This window comes from Pseudoxanthomonas sp. SGNA-20 (assembly GCF_003931635.1).
Lineage (GTDB): Bacteria > Pseudomonadota > Gammaproteobacteria > Xanthomonadales > Xanthomonadaceae > Pseudoxanthomonas.
On record NZ_RRYK01000003.1, the window covers coordinates 242,062 to 256,872 of the forward strand.

The following is a 14,811-nucleotide window of genomic DNA, read 5'->3' on the forward strand; positions in this document are numbered from 1 at the left end:
ACGACCATGTCCCGCGTAGCCAAGAAGCCGATCGCCCTGCCGAAGGGCGTGGAACTGAACATCCAGGACACCAGCGTCACCGCCAAGGGTCCGAAGGGCACCCTGTCGCTGGCCAAGCCGGCCGGCGTGAAGATCGCCATCGAGGACGGCCAGGCCGTGCTGTCGGCCGCCGAGCCGTCGCTGATCGCCATGACCGGCACCGTGCGCGCCATCCTGGCCAACATGGTCAAGGGCGTGTCCGAGGGCTTCGAGCGCAAGCTCGAGCTGGTCGGCGTGGGTTACCGCGCCGCGATGCAGGGCAAGGACCTGAACCTGTCGCTGGGCTTCTCCCACCCGGTCGTGTTCCAGGCGCCGGAAGGGATCACCCTGTCCACCCCGAGCCAGACCGAGATCCTGGTCCAGGGCGCCGACAAGCAGCGCGTCGGCGAGATCGCGGCCAAGATCCGCGCAGTGCGTCCGCCGGAGCCCTACAAGGGCAAGGGCGTGAAGTATTCCGACGAAGTCATCATTCGCAAGGAAGCCAAGAAGGCGTAATGCGGCTTCCCCGCGCGCCGGCCCGGCCGGCGCCACGGGGGATCCGCCCAAGCCGATCCGCTTCCGAGGACAGAAACCATGAGCATCAAGAACGACGCCCGCCTGCGCCGCGCCAAGTCCACCCGCGCCCACATCCGCAAGCTCGGCGTGCCGCGCCTGTCGGTCCTGCGTACCGGCCAGCACCTGTACGCCCAGCTGTTCACCGCCGACGGCTCCAAGGTGATCGCCGCCGCCAACACCCTGCAGGCCGACGTCAAGGAAGGCCTGAAGAACGGCAAGAACATCGAGGCCGCGGCCAAGGTCGGCAAGATCATCGCCGAGCGCGCCAAGGCCGCCGGCATCGAGAAGGTCGCCTTCGACCGCTCGGGCTACCGGTACCACGGCCGCATCAAGGCCCTGGCCGACGCCGCCCGCGAGGGTGGCCTGCAGTTCTGATCCCGCGGGCCCGCTTGCGCGGGCCCGTCCTGCCGGCGCGGGTCGCGCCGGGCGCCGCCCTCCTTCTGCGGGGGCGTGACGCTCCACCGCTGTAGACCACAACGACAAGCGGCCCACGAGCCGTACAGACCCAATCCACAAGGAAACAGAAATGGCAGAAGAGCGTCAGCCGCGGGGTCGCGATCGCGACCGCAACCGCGAAGAGAAAATCGACGACGGCATGATCGAGAAGCTGATCGCGGTCAACCGCGTCAGCAAGACCGTCAAGGGCGGCCGCCAGTTCACCTTCACCGCGCTGACCGTGGTCGGCGACGGCGAAGGCCGCGTCGGCTTCGGCTACGGCAAGGCCCGCGAGGTGCCGGTGGCCATCCAGAAGTCGATGGAATACGCGCGCAAGGGCATGCTCACCGTCGAGTTGAACAACGGCACCCTGTGGCACCCGGTCAAGGCCGGCCACGGTGCGGCCCGCGTGTTCATGCAGCCGGCTTCCGAGGGTACCGGCGTCATCGCCGGCGGTGCCATGCGCGCCGTCCTGGAAGCGGTGGGCGTGAAGAACGTGCTGGCCAAGGCCGTCGGTTCGCGCAACCCGATCAACCTGGTCCGCGCCACCCTGAAGGGCCTGGAAGCCATGCAGTCCCCGACCCGCATCGCGGCCAAGCGCGGCAAGAAGGCGGAGGAACTCCTCAATGGCTAACGAGTCCAACAAGACCGTCAAGGTGCGCCTGGTGCGCGGCCTGCGCGGCACCCAGGCCCGTCACCGTCTGTCGGTCCGCGCCCTGGGCCTGAACAAGCTCAACGACGTCCGCGAGCTGAAGGACAGCCCGCAGGTCCGCGGCCTCATCAACCAGCTGCACTACCTGGTGCGGGTCGAGGAGTAAGGAGAATCCCATGCGTCTGAATACTCTCAAGCCCGCCGAGGGCGCCCGCAAGGAGCGCACCCGCGTCGGTCGCGGCATCGGCTCCGGCCTGGGCAAGACCGCCGGCCGCGGCCACAAGGGCTCGTTCGCCCGCGCTGGCAAGGGCAAGATCAAGGCCGGCTTCGAAGGCGGCCAGACCCCGATGCAGCGCCGCCTGCCGAAGATCGGGTTCCGCTCGCTGACCGCGAAGGACACCGCCGAGGTGCTGCTGTACAAGCTCGAGCTGGTCCAGGGCGACGTGGTCGACTTCGCGGCGCTGAAGGCCGCCAAGCTGGTCCCGTCCACCGCCAAGCGCGCGAAGATCGTCAAGAAGGGCGAGCTGTCGCGCAAGCTGGTCATCAAGGGCATCGCCCTGACCGCCGGCGCCAAGGCCGCGGTCGAGGCTGCCGGCGGCAGCATCGAGGAGTAAGTCGCACATGGCGCAAGCTGGCATCGGCAATCTCGGCAGTGGCCTGGGCAAGTTCACCGAACTGCGCCAGCGCCTGCTGTTCGTGCTTGGAGCGTTGGTCGTCTACCGCATCGGCTGTTTTGTGCCGGTGCCCGGCGTCAACCCCGATGCCATGCTTGCCATGATGCAGGCGCAGGGCGGCGGCATCGTGGACATGTTCAACATGTTCTCGGGCGGCGCCCTGCACCGTTTCAGCGTGTTCGCGCTGAACGTGATGCCGTACATCTCCGCGTCGATCGTGATGCAGCTGGCGGTGCACATCTTCCCGGCGCTGAAGTCGATGCAGAAGGAAGGCGAGTCCGGCCGCCGCAAGATCACCCAGTACTCGCGCATCGGCGCGGTGTTCCTGGCGATCGTGCAGGGCGGCAGCATCGCGCTGGCGCTGCAGAACCAGACCGCCCCGGGCGGCATGCCGGTGGTGTACAGCCCGGGCATGGGCTTCGTCCTGACCGCGGTGGTCGCGCTGACCGCCGGCACCATCTTCCTGATGTGGCTGGGCGAGCAGGTCACCGAGCGCGGCATCGGCAACGGCGTCTCGCTGATCATCTTCGCGGGCATCGTCGCCGGCCTGCCGGGCGCGGTCATCCAGACCTTCCAGGCCTTCCGCGACGGCAGCATGAACTTCCTGAGCCTGGTGATCATCGCCGCCGTGGTGGCCGGCTTCACCTGGTTCGTGGTGTTCGTCGAGCGGGGCCAGCGCCGGATCACGGTCAACTACGCGCGGCGCCAGGGCGGCCGCAACGCGTACATGAACCAGACCTCGTTCCTGCCGCTGAAGCTCAACATGTCGGGCGTGATCCCCGCGATCTTCGCCTCGTCGATCCTGGCGTTCCCGGCGACCCTGAGCATGTGGTCGGGCCAGGCCACCTCGGCCACCTGGCTGCAGCGCGTGTCCAACGCGCTGGCCCCCGGCGAGCCGCTGCACATGATCGCGCTGGCGGCGCTGATCACCGGCTTCGCGTTCTTCTACACGGCGCTGGTGTTCAACTCGCAGGAAACCGCCGATAATCTCAAGAAGTCGGGTGCCCTGATTCCGGGCATCCGCCCCGGCAAGGCCACCGCCGAGTACATCGACGGCGTGCTGACCCGGCTGACCGCCGCGGGCGCGGCCTATCTGGTGATCGTCTGCCTCCTGCCGGAGCTGATGCGTACCCAGCTGGGCACCTCGTTCTACTTCGGCGGCACCTCGCTGCTGATCGTCGTGGTTGTGGTCATGGACTTCATTGCGCAGGTCCAGGCCCACCTGATGTCGCACCAGTACGAGAGCCTGCTGAAGAAGGCCAACCTCAAGGGTGGCACGCGCGGCCTGCCGCGCGGCTGAGCGGCAAGATTTCCAAGTCCGGCGGACCCATTCCGCCGGCAGGTCGGCCCCACGGGCCGGACCTTCCAGAAATGGGCGGCCCGTGCGACGTCTCGCGCGCGGGTGAGACCTTGCGGTGCCGCGCTGGAGTAGCGCGGCCGGTCCCGGGAAACCGGGGCCAGCGGGGTCCGGCGCCGGAGCATGGGCACACTCCCCATGCCGGGTTCAGGGTCGCAAGGCCTTGGACTTCCAAGCAATCCGGGACATTGATAGAATTCGCTGTTCACTTTTGAACCATTCCTGTCGGGCGTGCCCCTGGGCGACCCCGACCCATCAAGTTTGGAGATCGCGTCATGGCGCGTATTGCAGGCGTCAACCTGCCGACCCACAAGCACGTCTGGGTGGGGTTGCAGAGCATCTATGGCATCGGCCGCACCCGGTCGAAGAAGGTTTGCGAGGCCGCCAACGTGGCCCCGACGACCAAGATCCGTGACCTGTCCGAGCCGGAAGTCGAGCGCCTGCGCGCCGAAGTCGGCAAGTACATCGTCGAAGGCGACCTGCGCCGCGAAGTCGGCATCGCCATCAAGCGACTGATGGACCTGGGCTGCTACCGCGGCCTGCGTCACCGCCGCGGCCTGCCGCTGCGTGGCCAGCGCACCCGTACCAACGCCCGCACCCGCAAGGGTCCGCGCAAGGCGATCCGGAAGTAAGGGACTAGACAACCATGGCCAAGCCAGCTGCTGCCAAGACCAAGAAGAAGATCAAGCGCGTCGTCACCGACGGCATCGCCCACGTCCACGCTTCTTTCAACAACACCATCGTCACCATCACCGATCGCCAGGGCAACGCGCTGTCGTGGGCGACTTCGGGCGGCGCGGGTTTCCGCGGTTCGCGCAAGTCGACCCCGTTCGCCGCGCAGGTCGCCGCCGAGAAGGCCGGCAAGGCCGCGCTCGACTACGGCGTGAAGTCGCTGGAAGTCCGCATCAAGGGCCCGGGCCCGGGCCGCGAGTCCGCCGTGCGCTCGCTGAACAACGTGGGCTACAAGATCACCAACATCATCGACGTGACGCCGATCCCGCACAACGGGTGCCGTCCGCCGAAGAAGCGTCGCGTCTAAGGGGGCGATAAGAAATGGCTCGTTATATCGGTCCTACCTGCAAGCTCGCGCGCCGCGAAGGCGCCGACCTGTCCCTCAAGAGCCCGGCCCGTGCGCTGGACTCCAAGTGCAAGCTGGAGCAGAAGCCCGGCCAGCACGGCGCCGCGCGCAAGGGCAAGCTGTCCGACTACGCCACCCAGCTGCGCGAGAAGCAGAAGGTCAAGCGCATCTACGGCCTGCTGGAGCGCCAGTTCCGCAACTACTACAAGAAGGCCTCGACCAAGAAGGGCAACACCGGCGAGAACCTCCTGCAGCTGCTGGAAACCCGCCTGGACAACGTCGTCTACCGCATGGGCTTCGCGGTGACCCGTCCCTCGGCCCGCCAGCTGGTCTCGCACCGCGGCGTGCTGGTCAACGGCAAGCCGGTGAACCTGCCGTCGTACCAGGTCAAGGCCGGCGACTCGATCGCCCTGTCCGAGAAGGCGCAGAAGCAGCTGCGCGTCCAGGAGGCCCTGGCCATCGCCGAGCAGCACGACCTGACCCCGTCGTGGATCGAGGTCGACGCCAAGAAGTTCTCCGGCGTGTTCAAGGCCGTGCCTGACCGGGCCGACCTGCCGGCCGACATCAACGAAGCGCTGATCGTCGAGCTGTACTCGAAGTAACAAGTAGTGGCAGGCAGCCGCGCCCTCCGGGGCGCGGCGCCGCATCCCACCACCGGCCGGATCGCGTCGCCCCGCCTTCCGGCCGTCCCCGGATAAGGGGCCACACACCAGGGCCGGCGCCTCCGGATCGTCGGTCCATTGCAGGAGAATCCGCAACATGACGGTTACCGCCAACCAGGTCCTGCGTCCGCGCGGACCGCAGATCGAACGCCTCAATGGCAATCGCGCCAAGATCGTGATCGAGCCGCTGGAGCGCGGCTACGGGCACACGCTGGGCAACGCCCTGCGTCGCGTGCTGCTGTCCTCGATCCCGGGCTTCGCGATTACCGAGGTCGAGATCGACGGCGTGCTGCACGAGTACACCACGGTCGAGGGCCTGCAGGAGGACGTGCTGGAAGTCCTGCTGAACCTGAAGGATGTCGCCATCCGCATGCATAGCGGCGAGAGCACCACCCTGACCCTGAACAAGCAGGGCCCGGGCGTGGTCACCGCCGGCGACATCAAGACCGACCACAGCGTCGAGATCATCAACCCCGACCACGTCATCTGCCACCTGACCAAGGACACCGCGCTGAACATGCGGCTGAAGGTGGAGCGCGGCCTGGGCTACCAGCCGGCCACCTCGCGCCGCCGCCCGGACGAGGAGAGCCGCGCGATCGGCCGCCTGGTCCTGGACGCCTCGTTCTCGCCGGTCCGTCGCGTCGCCTACTCGGTCGAAGCCGCGCGCGTCGAGCAGCGCACCGACCTGGACAAGCTGGTCATCGACATCGAGACCAACGGCACCATCGACGCCGAGGAAGCCGTGCGCACCGCCGCCGACATCCTGAGCGACCAGCTGTCGGTGTTCGGCGACTTCACCCACCGCGACCGCGGTGCGGCCAAGCCGGCCCAGACCGGCATCGACCCGGTGCTGCTGCGCCCGATCGACGACCTGGAGCTGACCGTGCGTTCGGCCAACTGCCTGAAGGCCGAGAGCATCTACTACATCGGCGACCTGATCCAGAAGACCGAGGTCGAGCTGCTCAAGACCCCGAACCTGGGCAAGAAGTCGCTCACCGAGATCAAGGAAGTGCTTGCCCAGCGCGGCCTTTCGCTCGGCATGAAGCTGGAGAACTGGCCGCCGGCCGGCGTCGCCGCCCACGGCATGCTCGGCTGACGAGCCTGGCGACGGCTGGCGTCCCTATGGGCGCCGGCCGTTGCCGCAGCAATACCCGCAGTACCGCAAGACGGCCCCGGCGACGGGGCAACAGCGCCGACGGACCCTTAAGGTCCGCGGCGACTTTCCGGCCAGGGAGGCCGGTAGGGCCAGCGCAGTCCGATGTTCCAGCGCCAGGGATGGCGACAGCGAAGTACAAAGACCCAACATTCATCGATAAGGACAAACCGCCATGCGCCACCAGAAAGCCGGCCGCAAGTTCAACCGCACCAGCTCGCACCGCGAAGCCATGTTCCGCAACATGGCCGCCTCGCTGTTCAAGCACGAGCTGATCAAGACCACCCTGCCCAAGGCCAAGGAACTGCGTCGCGTCGCCGAGCCGCTGATCACCCTGGCCAAGGTCGACTCGGTCGCCAACCGCCGCCTGGCCTTCGCCCGCCTGCGCGACAAGGAAGCGGTCGGCAACCTGTTCACCAAGTTCGGCCCGCGCTACCAGAGCCGTCCGGGTGGCTACCTGCGCATCCTCAAGTGCGGCTTCCGCGCCGGCGACAACGCCCCGATGGCGTACGTCGAACTGGTCGACCGCCCCGAGGCTGCCGCCGAGTAATCCCGGCGTAGCGAGCGAACCGAGAACCCCGGCCCCGGCCGGGGTTTTCCGTTTCAGCTGTCACCCTTTTTCCTGTTCGCGGCCGCGATGCGGAATAATCGGCCCAATCTTTCCTGGCCGTGCCCGATGAATCCGTTCGACTGGAGCTTTCGCGCCCGTTTCCTCGCAGGCTTCCTGGCCTGCGCCGCGCTGCTGGCCTACGCGATCTACACCCAGCTCTACCAGGGGCTGGAGCCGTGCCCGCTGTGCATCTTCCAGCGCCTGGCCTTCGCCGCGCTGGCCCTGGTGTTCCTGGTCGGCGGCCTGCACGCGCCCAAGGGCATCGGTGCCCGCCGCGTGTACGGCGTGCTGCTGCTGGCGGTCGGCGCGGTCGGCGCCGGCATCGCCGGGCGCCACGTATGGCTGCAGAACCTGCCACCGGAACTGGCCCCGTCCTGCGGGCCGCCGCTGTCCTTCCTGCAGGAGACCATGGGGCCGCTGCAGCTGGTGCGCCGGGTGCTGACCGGCACCGGCAACTGCGGCGACGTGGACTGGACCTTCCTCGGCCTGGGCATGCCGGCGTGGAGCCTGGCCTGCTTCGTGCTGCTGACCGCCTGGGGCCTGCTGGCGGCGCTGCGCCGACCGCGCGGCCGCAGCCGCTACTGAAACCCGGCCCTTTCCCTTCCTTCCGGTAACCCGCCATGAGCACCCCCGAACGCAACCTGCATCCCGTCGACCTGTCCGGTGGCTGGACCCCGGACAGCTGGCGCACCCGGCCGGCGCTGCAGATGCCGACCTACCCGGACCAGGCGGCGCTGGAGCGGGCGCTGGCCGAACTGCGCCACCTGCCGCCGCTGGTGACCTCCTGGGAGATCCTGGCGCTCAAGCGCCAACTGGCCGAGGCCCAGGAGGGCAAGCGCTTCCTGCTGCAGGGCGGCGACTGCGCCGAGAACTTCGCCGACTGCGAGTCCGGCACCATTTCCAACCGGCTCAAGGTGCTGCTGCAGATGAGCCTGGTGCTGGTGCACGGCCTGCGCCTGCCGGTGGTGCGCGTCGGCCGCTTCGCGGGCCAGTACGCCAAGCCGCGCTCGGCGGACATGGAGACCCGCGGCGAGGTCAGCCTGCCCAGCTACCGCGGCGACGTGGTCAACGGCCCGGAGTTCACCGCGCAGGCGCGCGTGCCCGACCCGCAGCGCATGCTGACCGCGCACGCGCGCTCGGCGATGACCATGAACTTCGTGCGCGCCCTGATCGACGGCGGCTTCGCCGACCTGCACCACCCGGAGTACTGGAACCTCAGCTGGGTGCGCTGCTCGCCGCTGGCCGAGGACTACCAGAAGATGGTCAACTCCATCGGCGACGCGGTGCGCTTCATGGAGACCCTGGCCGGGGCCGAGGTGCACAACCTCAACCGCATCGACTTCTACACCTCGCACGAGGCGCTGCTGCTGCCGTACGAGGAGGCGCTGACCCGCCAGGTGCCGCGGCAGCACGGCTGGTTTAACCTGTCCACCCACTTCCCGTGGATCGGCATGCGCACCGCCGCGCTGGACGGCGCGCACGTGGAGTACTTCCGCGGCATCCGCAACCCGATCGCGATCAAGGTCGGCCCCTCGGTGCAGCCGGACCAGCTGCTGCGCCTGATCGACGTGCTCAACCCCGAGGACGAGCCGGGCCGGCTGACCTTCATCCACCGCATGGGCGCGGCCCAGATCGCCGGGAAGCTGCCGCCGCTGCTGGAGGCGGTCAGGCGCGACGGCCGCCGCGTGCTGTGGGTGTGCGACGCCATGCACGGCAACACCGAGAGCACCAGCAACGGCTACAAGACCCGGCGCTTCGCCAACATCCTCAGCGAGGTGGAGCAGAGCTTCGACCTGCACGCCGCGGCCGGTACCCGCCTGGGCGGCGTGCACCTGGAGCTGACCGGCGAGGACGTCACCGAGTGCACCGGCGGGGCGCGCGAACTCAAGGACGCCGACCTGGAGCGCGCCTACCGCTCCACCGTCGACCCGCGCCTGAACTACGAGCAGTCGCTGGAGATCGCCATGGCGATCGTGCGCAAGCAGGGCCAGCAGCGCGCCGCCGAAGCGCGCGGCTGACGCCGCGGCTCGGGCAGGGCCGCGTGGGGCGCGCTTGCGCGCTCACACCGGCATCGGCAGCATGGGGCATCGACCGGTGCGCCATGCCACGGAACACCGCACGGCATGGCTGTCACTCACGGCAACGCGAGGAGCAGACAGATGCCCGATCCGCACTTCCTGATCGCCGGCGTGCCGGTGCCCGACTGGCGCCTGGCCGCCGCCTACGCCATCCCGATCGGCGCGGCCCTGCTGCTGGGCCTGCTGGTGCACTACGTGCTGCGCCGCTACGCGCGGCGCATCGCGCTGAAGGACTCCAGCCGCGCACGGGTGGCGCACGCGGTGATCCTGCCGCTGGCCTTCGCCCTGCCGCTGATCTTCCTCGGCCAGGCCCTGCGCGCGGTGCCGATGCCGGAGGAGCACCTGGCCAACTGGCTGCACCTGTTGCGCCTGGCCGTGTTCGGCTGCTTCACCTGGCTGCTGGTGCGCATCGTCGGCGCGGTCGAGGCCTCGATCCTGCGCCACAACCCGATGGAAGTCGCAGACAACCTGCACGCGCGCCGGATCCAGACCCAGACCCGGGTGCTGAGCCGGGTGGTGCAGGGCGGGATCATCCTGCTCGGTGCCGCACTGGCGCTGATGACCTTCCCGGCGGTGCGCCAGGTCGGGGCCACCCTGCTGGCCTCGGCGGGCATCGCCGGCCTGGTCGCCGGCATCGCCGCGCGCCCGGTGTTCGGCAACCTGATCGCCGGCCTGCAGATCGCCCTGGCCCAGCCCATCCGCCTGGACGACGTGGTGATCGTGGAAGGGGAATGGGGCCGGATCGAGGAGATCACCAGCACCTACGTGGTGGTGCGCATCTGGGACGAGCGGCGCATGGTGGTGCCGTTGTCGTGGTTCATCGAGAACCCGTTCCAGAACTGGACCCGGCGCACCGCGCAGATGCTCGGCACCGCCTTCCTGTGGCTGGACTACCGCACGCCGATGGAGGAGGTGCGCACCGAGCTGCAGCGCATCTGCAACGAGGACCCGCGCTGGGACGGGCGGGTGTGCATCGCCCAGGTCACCGAGACCGGCGAGCACGTGATGCAGGTGCGCCTGCTGGTGAGCGCCCGCGATTCCGGCGAGGCCTTCGACCTGCGCTGCGCGGTGCGCGAGCGGATGATCGACTTCCTCGCCCGCCACCATCCCTACGCGTTGCCGCGGCTGCGCGCGCAGATCGACCGCGACGAAGCGCCGCAGCGCGGCCGCTACCAGGCCCCGCCGGACGTGCCCGATTCGCCGCGCGCCGAGGACGGCGAGGCGGTGGTCGAGCCGCCGGCGCCGGCCTGATCAGCGCGCCGCGGCTGCGTCCTGCAGTTTGGGGGCGCGGCGCGCCCGCAGCAGGGATTCGAAGGCGTGGCCGATGCGCAGCAGGCGCGCCTCGCTCCAGGCCGGGCCGTAGAAGCCCAGGCCCAGCGGCAGTCCGCCGGCCTCGCCCATGGGCACGGTGAGCGAGGGATAGCCGGCCACCGCGGCGGCGCTGTAGCTGGCCGCCACGTCCGGATCGCCGCCGGCCTCGATCTTCCAGGCCACGTCGGTGACCGGCGCGACCAGCACGTCGAGCTGGTGCGCGCGCAGGGTCGCATCGATGCCTTCGGGCCCGGCCAGGCGGCGGGCTCGCTCGCGCGCGGCCAGGTAGCCCGGGTCGTCCAGGCCGCCGGTGGCGGCCGCCTGCTCGAACAGCTCCTGGCCGAACAGCGGCATCACCGCGTCGGCGTGCTCGCGGTTGAACGCCATCAGCGCCTCCAGGGTCTGCAGCGGCGCGTCGTGTTCGCGCAGGTAGCGCTCCAGGCCGGCATGGAACTCGTGCAGCAGGACCTGGAACTCGTCCTTCTTCCACTGGCCCTCGGTCGGCAGGTCGACCTCGACCACGGTGGCGCCGGCCGCGCGCAGCACTTCCATGGCCGCGGTGGTGGCCGCCGCGGCCGCGGGCGAGACCTCCTCCACGTGCTTGCGCAGCAGGCCGATGCGCAGGCCGCGCACGACCCCGGTGCCGTCCAGCTGCGCGGCGTAGTCGGAGCCGGAGCCGGCGATCGCGGCGCTGGCCGGGTCGGCCGGGTCGGCGCCGGCGATGGCCGCCAGCACCAGGGCCGCGTCCTCGACCGTGCGCGCCATCGGGCCGGCGGTGTCCTGGCTGTGCGCGATCGGCACGATCCCGTCGCGGCTGACCAGGCCGACGGTGGGCTTGAGCCCGACGATGCCGGTGACCGCCGCCGGGCAGAGGATGCTGCCGTCGGTTTCGGTGCCGATGCCGACCACCGCGAGGTTGGCGGCCACCGCCACCGCGGTGCCGGAGCTGGAGCCGCAGGGCGAGCGGTCCGGCGCATAGGGATTGCGCGCCTGGCCGCCGGCCGAGCTCCAGCCGGAAATGGAGCGGGTGGAGCGGAAGTTGGCCCACTCGCTGAGGTTGGCCTTGCCCAGGATCACCGCGCCGGCCTGGCGCAGGCGCTGGACCAGGAAGGCGTCGCGCCGCGGGCGCAGGTCCCGCAACGCCAGGCTGCCGGCGGTGGTGGCCATCGGCGTGGCGTCGATGTTGTCCTTGAGCACCACCGGGATGCCGTGCAGCGGCCCGCGCACGCGCCCGGCGCGGCGCTCGGCGTCCAGCGCCGCGGCCTCGGCCAGCGCGTCCGGGTTGAGCGCGATGTAGGCGTTGAGCCGCGGCCCGTTGCGGTCCAGCGCCTCGATCCGCGCCTGGTAGGCCCGCACCAGTTCCTGGCTGCTGGTGCGGCCGCTGGCCATGGCCTCCTGCAGCTGCCGGATCCCGGCCTCGGCATGGGCGAACTCCGCTTCCGGCCGGGCCGCGTCGGCGGCGCAGCCGGCTCCCAGCGCGGCCAGCATGGCCGCCATCACGATCCGCAGTGCAGGCATCGGCAATTCCCCCGGTTTGGCCCCGCGCAGCCTAGCGGCGCGCGCGCCGGCCCGCAAACGCGAAACGCCGGCGAGGGGCCGGCGTTTCGCAATCCATAAGGGGGCGCGGCGGGCACGCCCCGGGGCAGGACCTCAGGCCGAGCGCGAGGCGCGCTTGCGGTCGCTCTCGGTCAGCAGCTTCTTGCGCAGGCGGATGGCCTTGGGCGTGACCTCGACCAGCTCGTCCTCCTCGATGAACTCCAGCGCCTGCTCCAGCGACATGCGGATCGGCGGGGTCAGCGAGATGGCGTCGTCCTTGCCGGCGGCGCGGATGTTGGTCAGCTGCTTCTCGCGCAGGGCGTTGACGGTCAGGTCGTTGTCCTTGGCGTGGATGCCGACCAGCATGCCCTCGTAGATGTCCTCGCCGGCGTCGATCAGCAGGCGGCCACGCTCCTGCAGGCCCATCAGCGCGTAGCCCGGGGCCTTGCCCTGGCCGTTGGAGATCATCACGCCGTTGGGGCGCTTGGCGATCGCGCCTTCCTGCTTCGGGCCGTAGTGGTCGAAGATGTGGAACATCAGGCCCGAGCCGGAGGTCAGGGTCTTGAACTCGCTCTGGAAGCCGATCAGGCCGCGCGCCGGGATCATGTAGTCCAGGCGCACGCGGCCCTTGCCGTCCAGCTCCATGTTGCGCAGCTGGCCCTTGCGGATGCCCAGCTTCTCCATCACGCCGCCCTGGTGCTCCTCCTCCACGTCGACCACCAGCTGCTCGTACGGCTCCATCATCTGGCCGTCGATCTCCTTGATGATCACCTCCGGGCGCGACACGCCCAGCTCGTAGCCCTCGCGGCGCATGGTCTCGATCAGCACCGACAGGTGCAGCTCGCCGCGGCCGGAGACCTTGAAGCGGTCCGGGTCCTCGGTGTCCTCCACGCGCAGGGCGACGTTGTGCAGGGTCTCGCGGACCAGGCGCTCGCGGATCTGGCGGCTGGTGAGGAACTTGCCGCCGGAGAAATCCTTGTTGCCGGCGAACGGCGAGTTGTTGACCTGGAAGGTCATCGAGATGGTTGGCTCGTCCACGCTCAGCGCCGGCAGCGCCTCCGGCGCGGACGGGTCGGTGATGGTGTCGGAGATTCCCAGGCCCTCGATGCCGGAGATGGCGACGATGTCACCGGCCTGCGCCTCGGCCACCTCGTGCCGCTCCAGGCCCAGGAAGCCCAGCACCTGCAGCACCTTGCCCTGGCGCTTCTTGCCCTCGCGGTCGACGATCGCCACCGGCATGTTCGGGCGCACGCGGCCGCGCTGGATGCGGCCGATGCCGATCAGGCCGACGTAGCTGTTGTAGTCCAGCTGGCTGATGCGCATCTGGAACGGGCCTTCCAGGTCGACCTGCGGCGGGTTGACGTGCTCCATGATCGCCTCGTACAGCGGGGTCATGTCGCCGCTGCGGGCCTCCGGGTCGAGGCTGGCGTAGCCATTGAGCGCCGAGGCATAGACGATCGGGAAGTCCATCTGCTCCTCGGTCGCGCCGAGGCGGTCGAACAGGTCCCACACCTGCTCGACGACCCAGTCGGGGCGCGCACCGGGGCGGTCGATCTTGTTGACCACCACGATCGGCTTGAAGCCCATCGCGAAGGCCTTCTGGGTCACGAAGCGGGTCTGCGGCATCGGGCCGTCCATCGCGTCCACCAGCAGCAGCACCGAGTCCACCATCGACAGCACCCGCTCCACCTCGCCGCCGAAGTCCGCGTGCCCGGGGGTATCGACGATGTTGATGCGGTTGCCGTTCCAGTTGATGGCGGTGTTCTTGGCCAGGATGGTGATGCCGCGTTCCTTTTCCTGGTCGTTGCTGTCCATCACGCGCTCGCCCAGCTGGGTGCGTTCGCTGAAGGTGCCGGACTGCTTCAGCAGCTGGTCGACGAGGGTGGTCTTGCCATGGTCGACGTGGGCGACGATGGCGATATTGCGCAGGTTTTCGATGGACATGTTTTCTGGGGTCGGGAAAGCCGCACCCGGCTGCCAGGAGCTGGACAGGGCGCGGAAGGATGGGGCGGACGAACGGGCTATTATACCCGGTCAACGGCCCGATCCGGGCGCCTGGAGATGAACCAATGACCGTGACTGCCGTCTTCGACACCGCCAAGGGCGTGATCAAGGTGGACCTGCTGGCCGACAAGGCCCCCCTCACCGTGGCCAATTTCGTCAACCTCGCCCGGCGCGGTTTTTACGACGGCCTGAATTTCCACCGCGTGATCGCCGATTTCATGATCCAGGGCGGCTGCCCCGAGGGCACCGGCCGCGGCGGCCCGGGCTACCGCTTCGAGGACGAGACCAGCAACGGCGTGCCGCACGAGCGCGGCGTGCTGTCCATGGCCAATGCCGGCCCCAACACCAACGGCAGCCAGTTCTTCATCACCCATGTGAAGACCGACTGGCTGGACGGCCGCCACACCGTGTTCGGCAAGGTGACCGAGGGCATGGAAGTGGTGGACGCCATCGCCCAGGGCGACACGATCAACTCGGTGAAGATCGAGGGCGACGCCGAGGCGGTGCTGGCCGCCAAGGCCGACCGCGTGGCCGAGTGGAACCGCTACCTGAGCGCCTGATCCACCCGCGGGGCCGCGCGGCGGCCCCTTCGCGCCCCGCCGCGCGAGAGTTTGCGCCAATGGTTGCGATTGGCAGCGTCCGGGGCCGGCCCGGGGCCGCGTGGTAA

17 protein-coding genes are annotated in these 14,811 nt (G+C 69.4%); 15 read left to right on the plus strand and 2 right to left on the minus strand.

Annotated features, from left to right (window positions below):
- Positions 1–6 precede the first annotated feature (6 nt).
- From rplF to EIM48_RS08230, 14 genes are all read left to right on the plus strand, one after another.
- Positions 7–534: a 50S ribosomal protein L6 gene (gene rplF, locus EIM48_RS08165; protein WP_019399173.1), complete on the plus strand. Its 528-nt coding sequence runs from the start codon at positions 7–9 to the stop codon at positions 532–534.
- 78 nt (positions 535–612) lie between these two features.
- The gene (gene rplR, locus EIM48_RS08170; protein WP_019399172.1) at positions 613–969 is read left to right on the plus strand and encodes a 50S ribosomal protein L18; all 357 of its coding nucleotides are present in this window, start codon (positions 613–615) and stop codon (positions 967–969) included.
- A gap of 151 nt (positions 970–1,120) precedes the next feature.
- Positions 1,121–1,663, plus strand: a complete 543-nt coding sequence (rpsE, locus tag EIM48_RS08175; protein ID WP_019399171.1) for a 30S ribosomal protein S5 — start codon at positions 1,121–1,123, stop codon at positions 1,661–1,663.
- Complete coding sequence (rpmD, locus tag EIM48_RS08180; protein ID WP_019399170.1) at positions 1,656–1,847, plus strand: 50S ribosomal protein L30; 192 nt, start codon at positions 1,656–1,658, stop codon at positions 1,845–1,847. Before rpsE ends, rpmD begins: the two co-directional genes overlap by 8 nt.
- 10 nt (positions 1,848–1,857) lie before the next feature.
- Positions 1,858–2,295, plus strand: coding sequence for a 50S ribosomal protein L15 (rplO, locus tag EIM48_RS08185; RefSeq protein ID WP_019399169.1), 438 nt, complete (start codon positions 1,858–1,860; stop codon positions 2,293–2,295).
- 7 nt (positions 2,296–2,302) lie between these two features.
- Complete coding sequence (secY, locus tag EIM48_RS08190) at positions 2,303–3,655, plus strand: preprotein translocase subunit SecY (RefSeq protein ID WP_019399168.1); 1,353 nt, start codon at positions 2,303–2,305, stop codon at positions 3,653–3,655.
- Positions 3,656–3,987: 332 nt separating this feature from the next.
- The gene (gene rpsM, locus EIM48_RS08195) at positions 3,988–4,344 is read left to right on the plus strand and encodes a 30S ribosomal protein S13 (protein ID WP_028915520.1); all 357 of its coding nucleotides are present in this window, start codon (positions 3,988–3,990) and stop codon (positions 4,342–4,344) included.
- Between the two features lie 14 nt (positions 4,345–4,358).
- On the plus strand, positions 4,359–4,751 hold the full coding sequence (gene rpsK, locus EIM48_RS08200; protein WP_013535974.1) for a 30S ribosomal protein S11: 393 nt from the start codon (positions 4,359–4,361) through the stop codon (positions 4,749–4,751).
- A 14-nt stretch (positions 4,752–4,765) separates the two neighbouring features.
- The gene (rpsD, locus tag EIM48_RS08205) at positions 4,766–5,392 is read left to right on the plus strand and encodes a 30S ribosomal protein S4 (RefSeq protein WP_019399166.1); all 627 of its coding nucleotides are present in this window, start codon (positions 4,766–4,768) and stop codon (positions 5,390–5,392) included.
- Between the two features lie 157 nt (positions 5,393–5,549).
- A complete protein-coding gene (gene rpoA, locus EIM48_RS08210) occupies positions 5,550–6,548 on the plus strand; it encodes a DNA-directed RNA polymerase subunit alpha (protein ID WP_019399165.1) in 999 nt (332 codons plus the stop codon).
- Positions 6,549–6,780: 232 nt separating this feature from the next.
- Positions 6,781–7,155: a 50S ribosomal protein L17 gene (gene rplQ / locus EIM48_RS08215; RefSeq protein WP_028915521.1), complete on the plus strand. Its 375-nt coding sequence runs from the start codon at positions 6,781–6,783 to the stop codon at positions 7,153–7,155.
- 126 nt (positions 7,156–7,281) lie between these two features.
- Entirely contained in the window at positions 7,282–7,800 is a 519-nt protein-coding gene (locus tag EIM48_RS08220; RefSeq protein WP_019399163.1) for a disulfide bond formation protein B, read from the plus strand.
- Positions 7,801–7,835: 35 nt separating this feature from the next.
- Positions 7,836–9,233: a 3-deoxy-7-phosphoheptulonate synthase class II gene (locus EIM48_RS08225; RefSeq protein WP_019399162.1), complete on the plus strand. Its 1,398-nt coding sequence runs from the start codon at positions 7,836–7,838 to the stop codon at positions 9,231–9,233.
- Between the two features lie 141 nt (positions 9,234–9,374).
- The gene (locus tag EIM48_RS08230) at positions 9,375–10,544 is read left to right on the plus strand and encodes a mechanosensitive ion channel domain-containing protein (RefSeq protein WP_125111438.1); all 1,170 of its coding nucleotides are present in this window, start codon (positions 9,375–9,377) and stop codon (positions 10,542–10,544) included.
- Here EIM48_RS08230 and EIM48_RS08235 read toward each other — a convergent pair whose 3' ends face one another.
- A complete protein-coding gene (locus EIM48_RS08235; protein WP_125076697.1) occupies positions 10,545–12,122 on the minus strand; it encodes an amidase in 1,578 nt (525 codons plus the stop codon).
- Positions 12,123–12,254: 132 nt separating this feature from the next.
- Positions 12,255–14,084, minus strand: a complete 1,830-nt coding sequence (gene typA, locus EIM48_RS08240) for a translational GTPase TypA (RefSeq protein WP_019399159.1) — start codon at positions 14,082–14,084, stop codon at positions 12,255–12,257.
- 125 nt (positions 14,085–14,209) lie between these two features.
- On the opposite strand from typA, the gene EIM48_RS08245 reads away from it, so the two are divergent.
- Complete coding sequence (locus EIM48_RS08245; RefSeq protein ID WP_019399158.1) at positions 14,210–14,704, plus strand: peptidylprolyl isomerase; 495 nt, start codon at positions 14,210–14,212, stop codon at positions 14,702–14,704.
- Positions 14,705–14,811 lie beyond the last annotated feature (107 nt).

Bases quoted from the DNA above. Each gene is read 5' to 3' on its own strand.
- rplF (WP_019399173.1), top strand. From the start codon at position 7: ATGTCCCGCGTAGCCAAGAAGCCGATCGCCCTGCCGAAGGGCGTGGAA.
- rplR (WP_019399172.1), top strand. From the start codon at position 613: ATGAGCATCAAGAACGACGCCCGCCTGCGCCGCGCCAAGTCCACCCGC.
- rpsE (WP_019399171.1), top strand. From the start codon at position 1,121: ATGGCAGAAGAGCGTCAGCCGCGGGGTCGCGATCGCGACCGCAACCGC.
- rpmD (WP_019399170.1), top strand. From the start codon at position 1,656: ATGGCTAACGAGTCCAACAAGACCGTCAAGGTGCGCCTGGTGCGCGGC.
- rplO (WP_019399169.1), top strand. From the start codon at position 1,858: ATGCGTCTGAATACTCTCAAGCCCGCCGAGGGCGCCCGCAAGGAGCGC.
- secY (WP_019399168.1), top strand. From the start codon at position 2,303: ATGGCGCAAGCTGGCATCGGCAATCTCGGCAGTGGCCTGGGCAAGTTC.
- rpsM (WP_028915520.1), top strand. From the start codon at position 3,988: ATGGCGCGTATTGCAGGCGTCAACCTGCCGACCCACAAGCACGTCTGG.
- rpsK (WP_013535974.1), top strand. From the start codon at position 4,359: ATGGCCAAGCCAGCTGCTGCCAAGACCAAGAAGAAGATCAAGCGCGTC.
- rpsD (WP_019399166.1), top strand. From the start codon at position 4,766: ATGGCTCGTTATATCGGTCCTACCTGCAAGCTCGCGCGCCGCGAAGGC.
- rpoA (WP_019399165.1), top strand. From the start codon at position 5,550: ATGACGGTTACCGCCAACCAGGTCCTGCGTCCGCGCGGACCGCAGATC.
- rplQ (WP_028915521.1), top strand. From the start codon at position 6,781: ATGCGCCACCAGAAAGCCGGCCGCAAGTTCAACCGCACCAGCTCGCAC.
- EIM48_RS08220 (WP_019399163.1), top strand. From the start codon at position 7,282: ATGAATCCGTTCGACTGGAGCTTTCGCGCCCGTTTCCTCGCAGGCTTC.
- EIM48_RS08225 (WP_019399162.1), top strand. From the start codon at position 7,836: ATGAGCACCCCCGAACGCAACCTGCATCCCGTCGACCTGTCCGGTGGC.
- EIM48_RS08230 (WP_125111438.1), top strand. From the start codon at position 9,375: ATGCCCGATCCGCACTTCCTGATCGCCGGCGTGCCGGTGCCCGACTGG.
- EIM48_RS08235 (WP_125076697.1), bottom strand. From the start codon at position 12,122: ATGCCTGCACTGCGGATCGTGATGGCGGCCATGCTGGCCGCGCTGGGA.
- typA (WP_019399159.1), bottom strand. From the start codon at position 14,084: ATGTCCATCGAAAACCTGCGCAATATCGCCATCGTCGCCCACGTCGAC.
- EIM48_RS08245 (WP_019399158.1), top strand. From the start codon at position 14,210: ATGACCGTGACTGCCGTCTTCGACACCGCCAAGGGCGTGATCAAGGTG.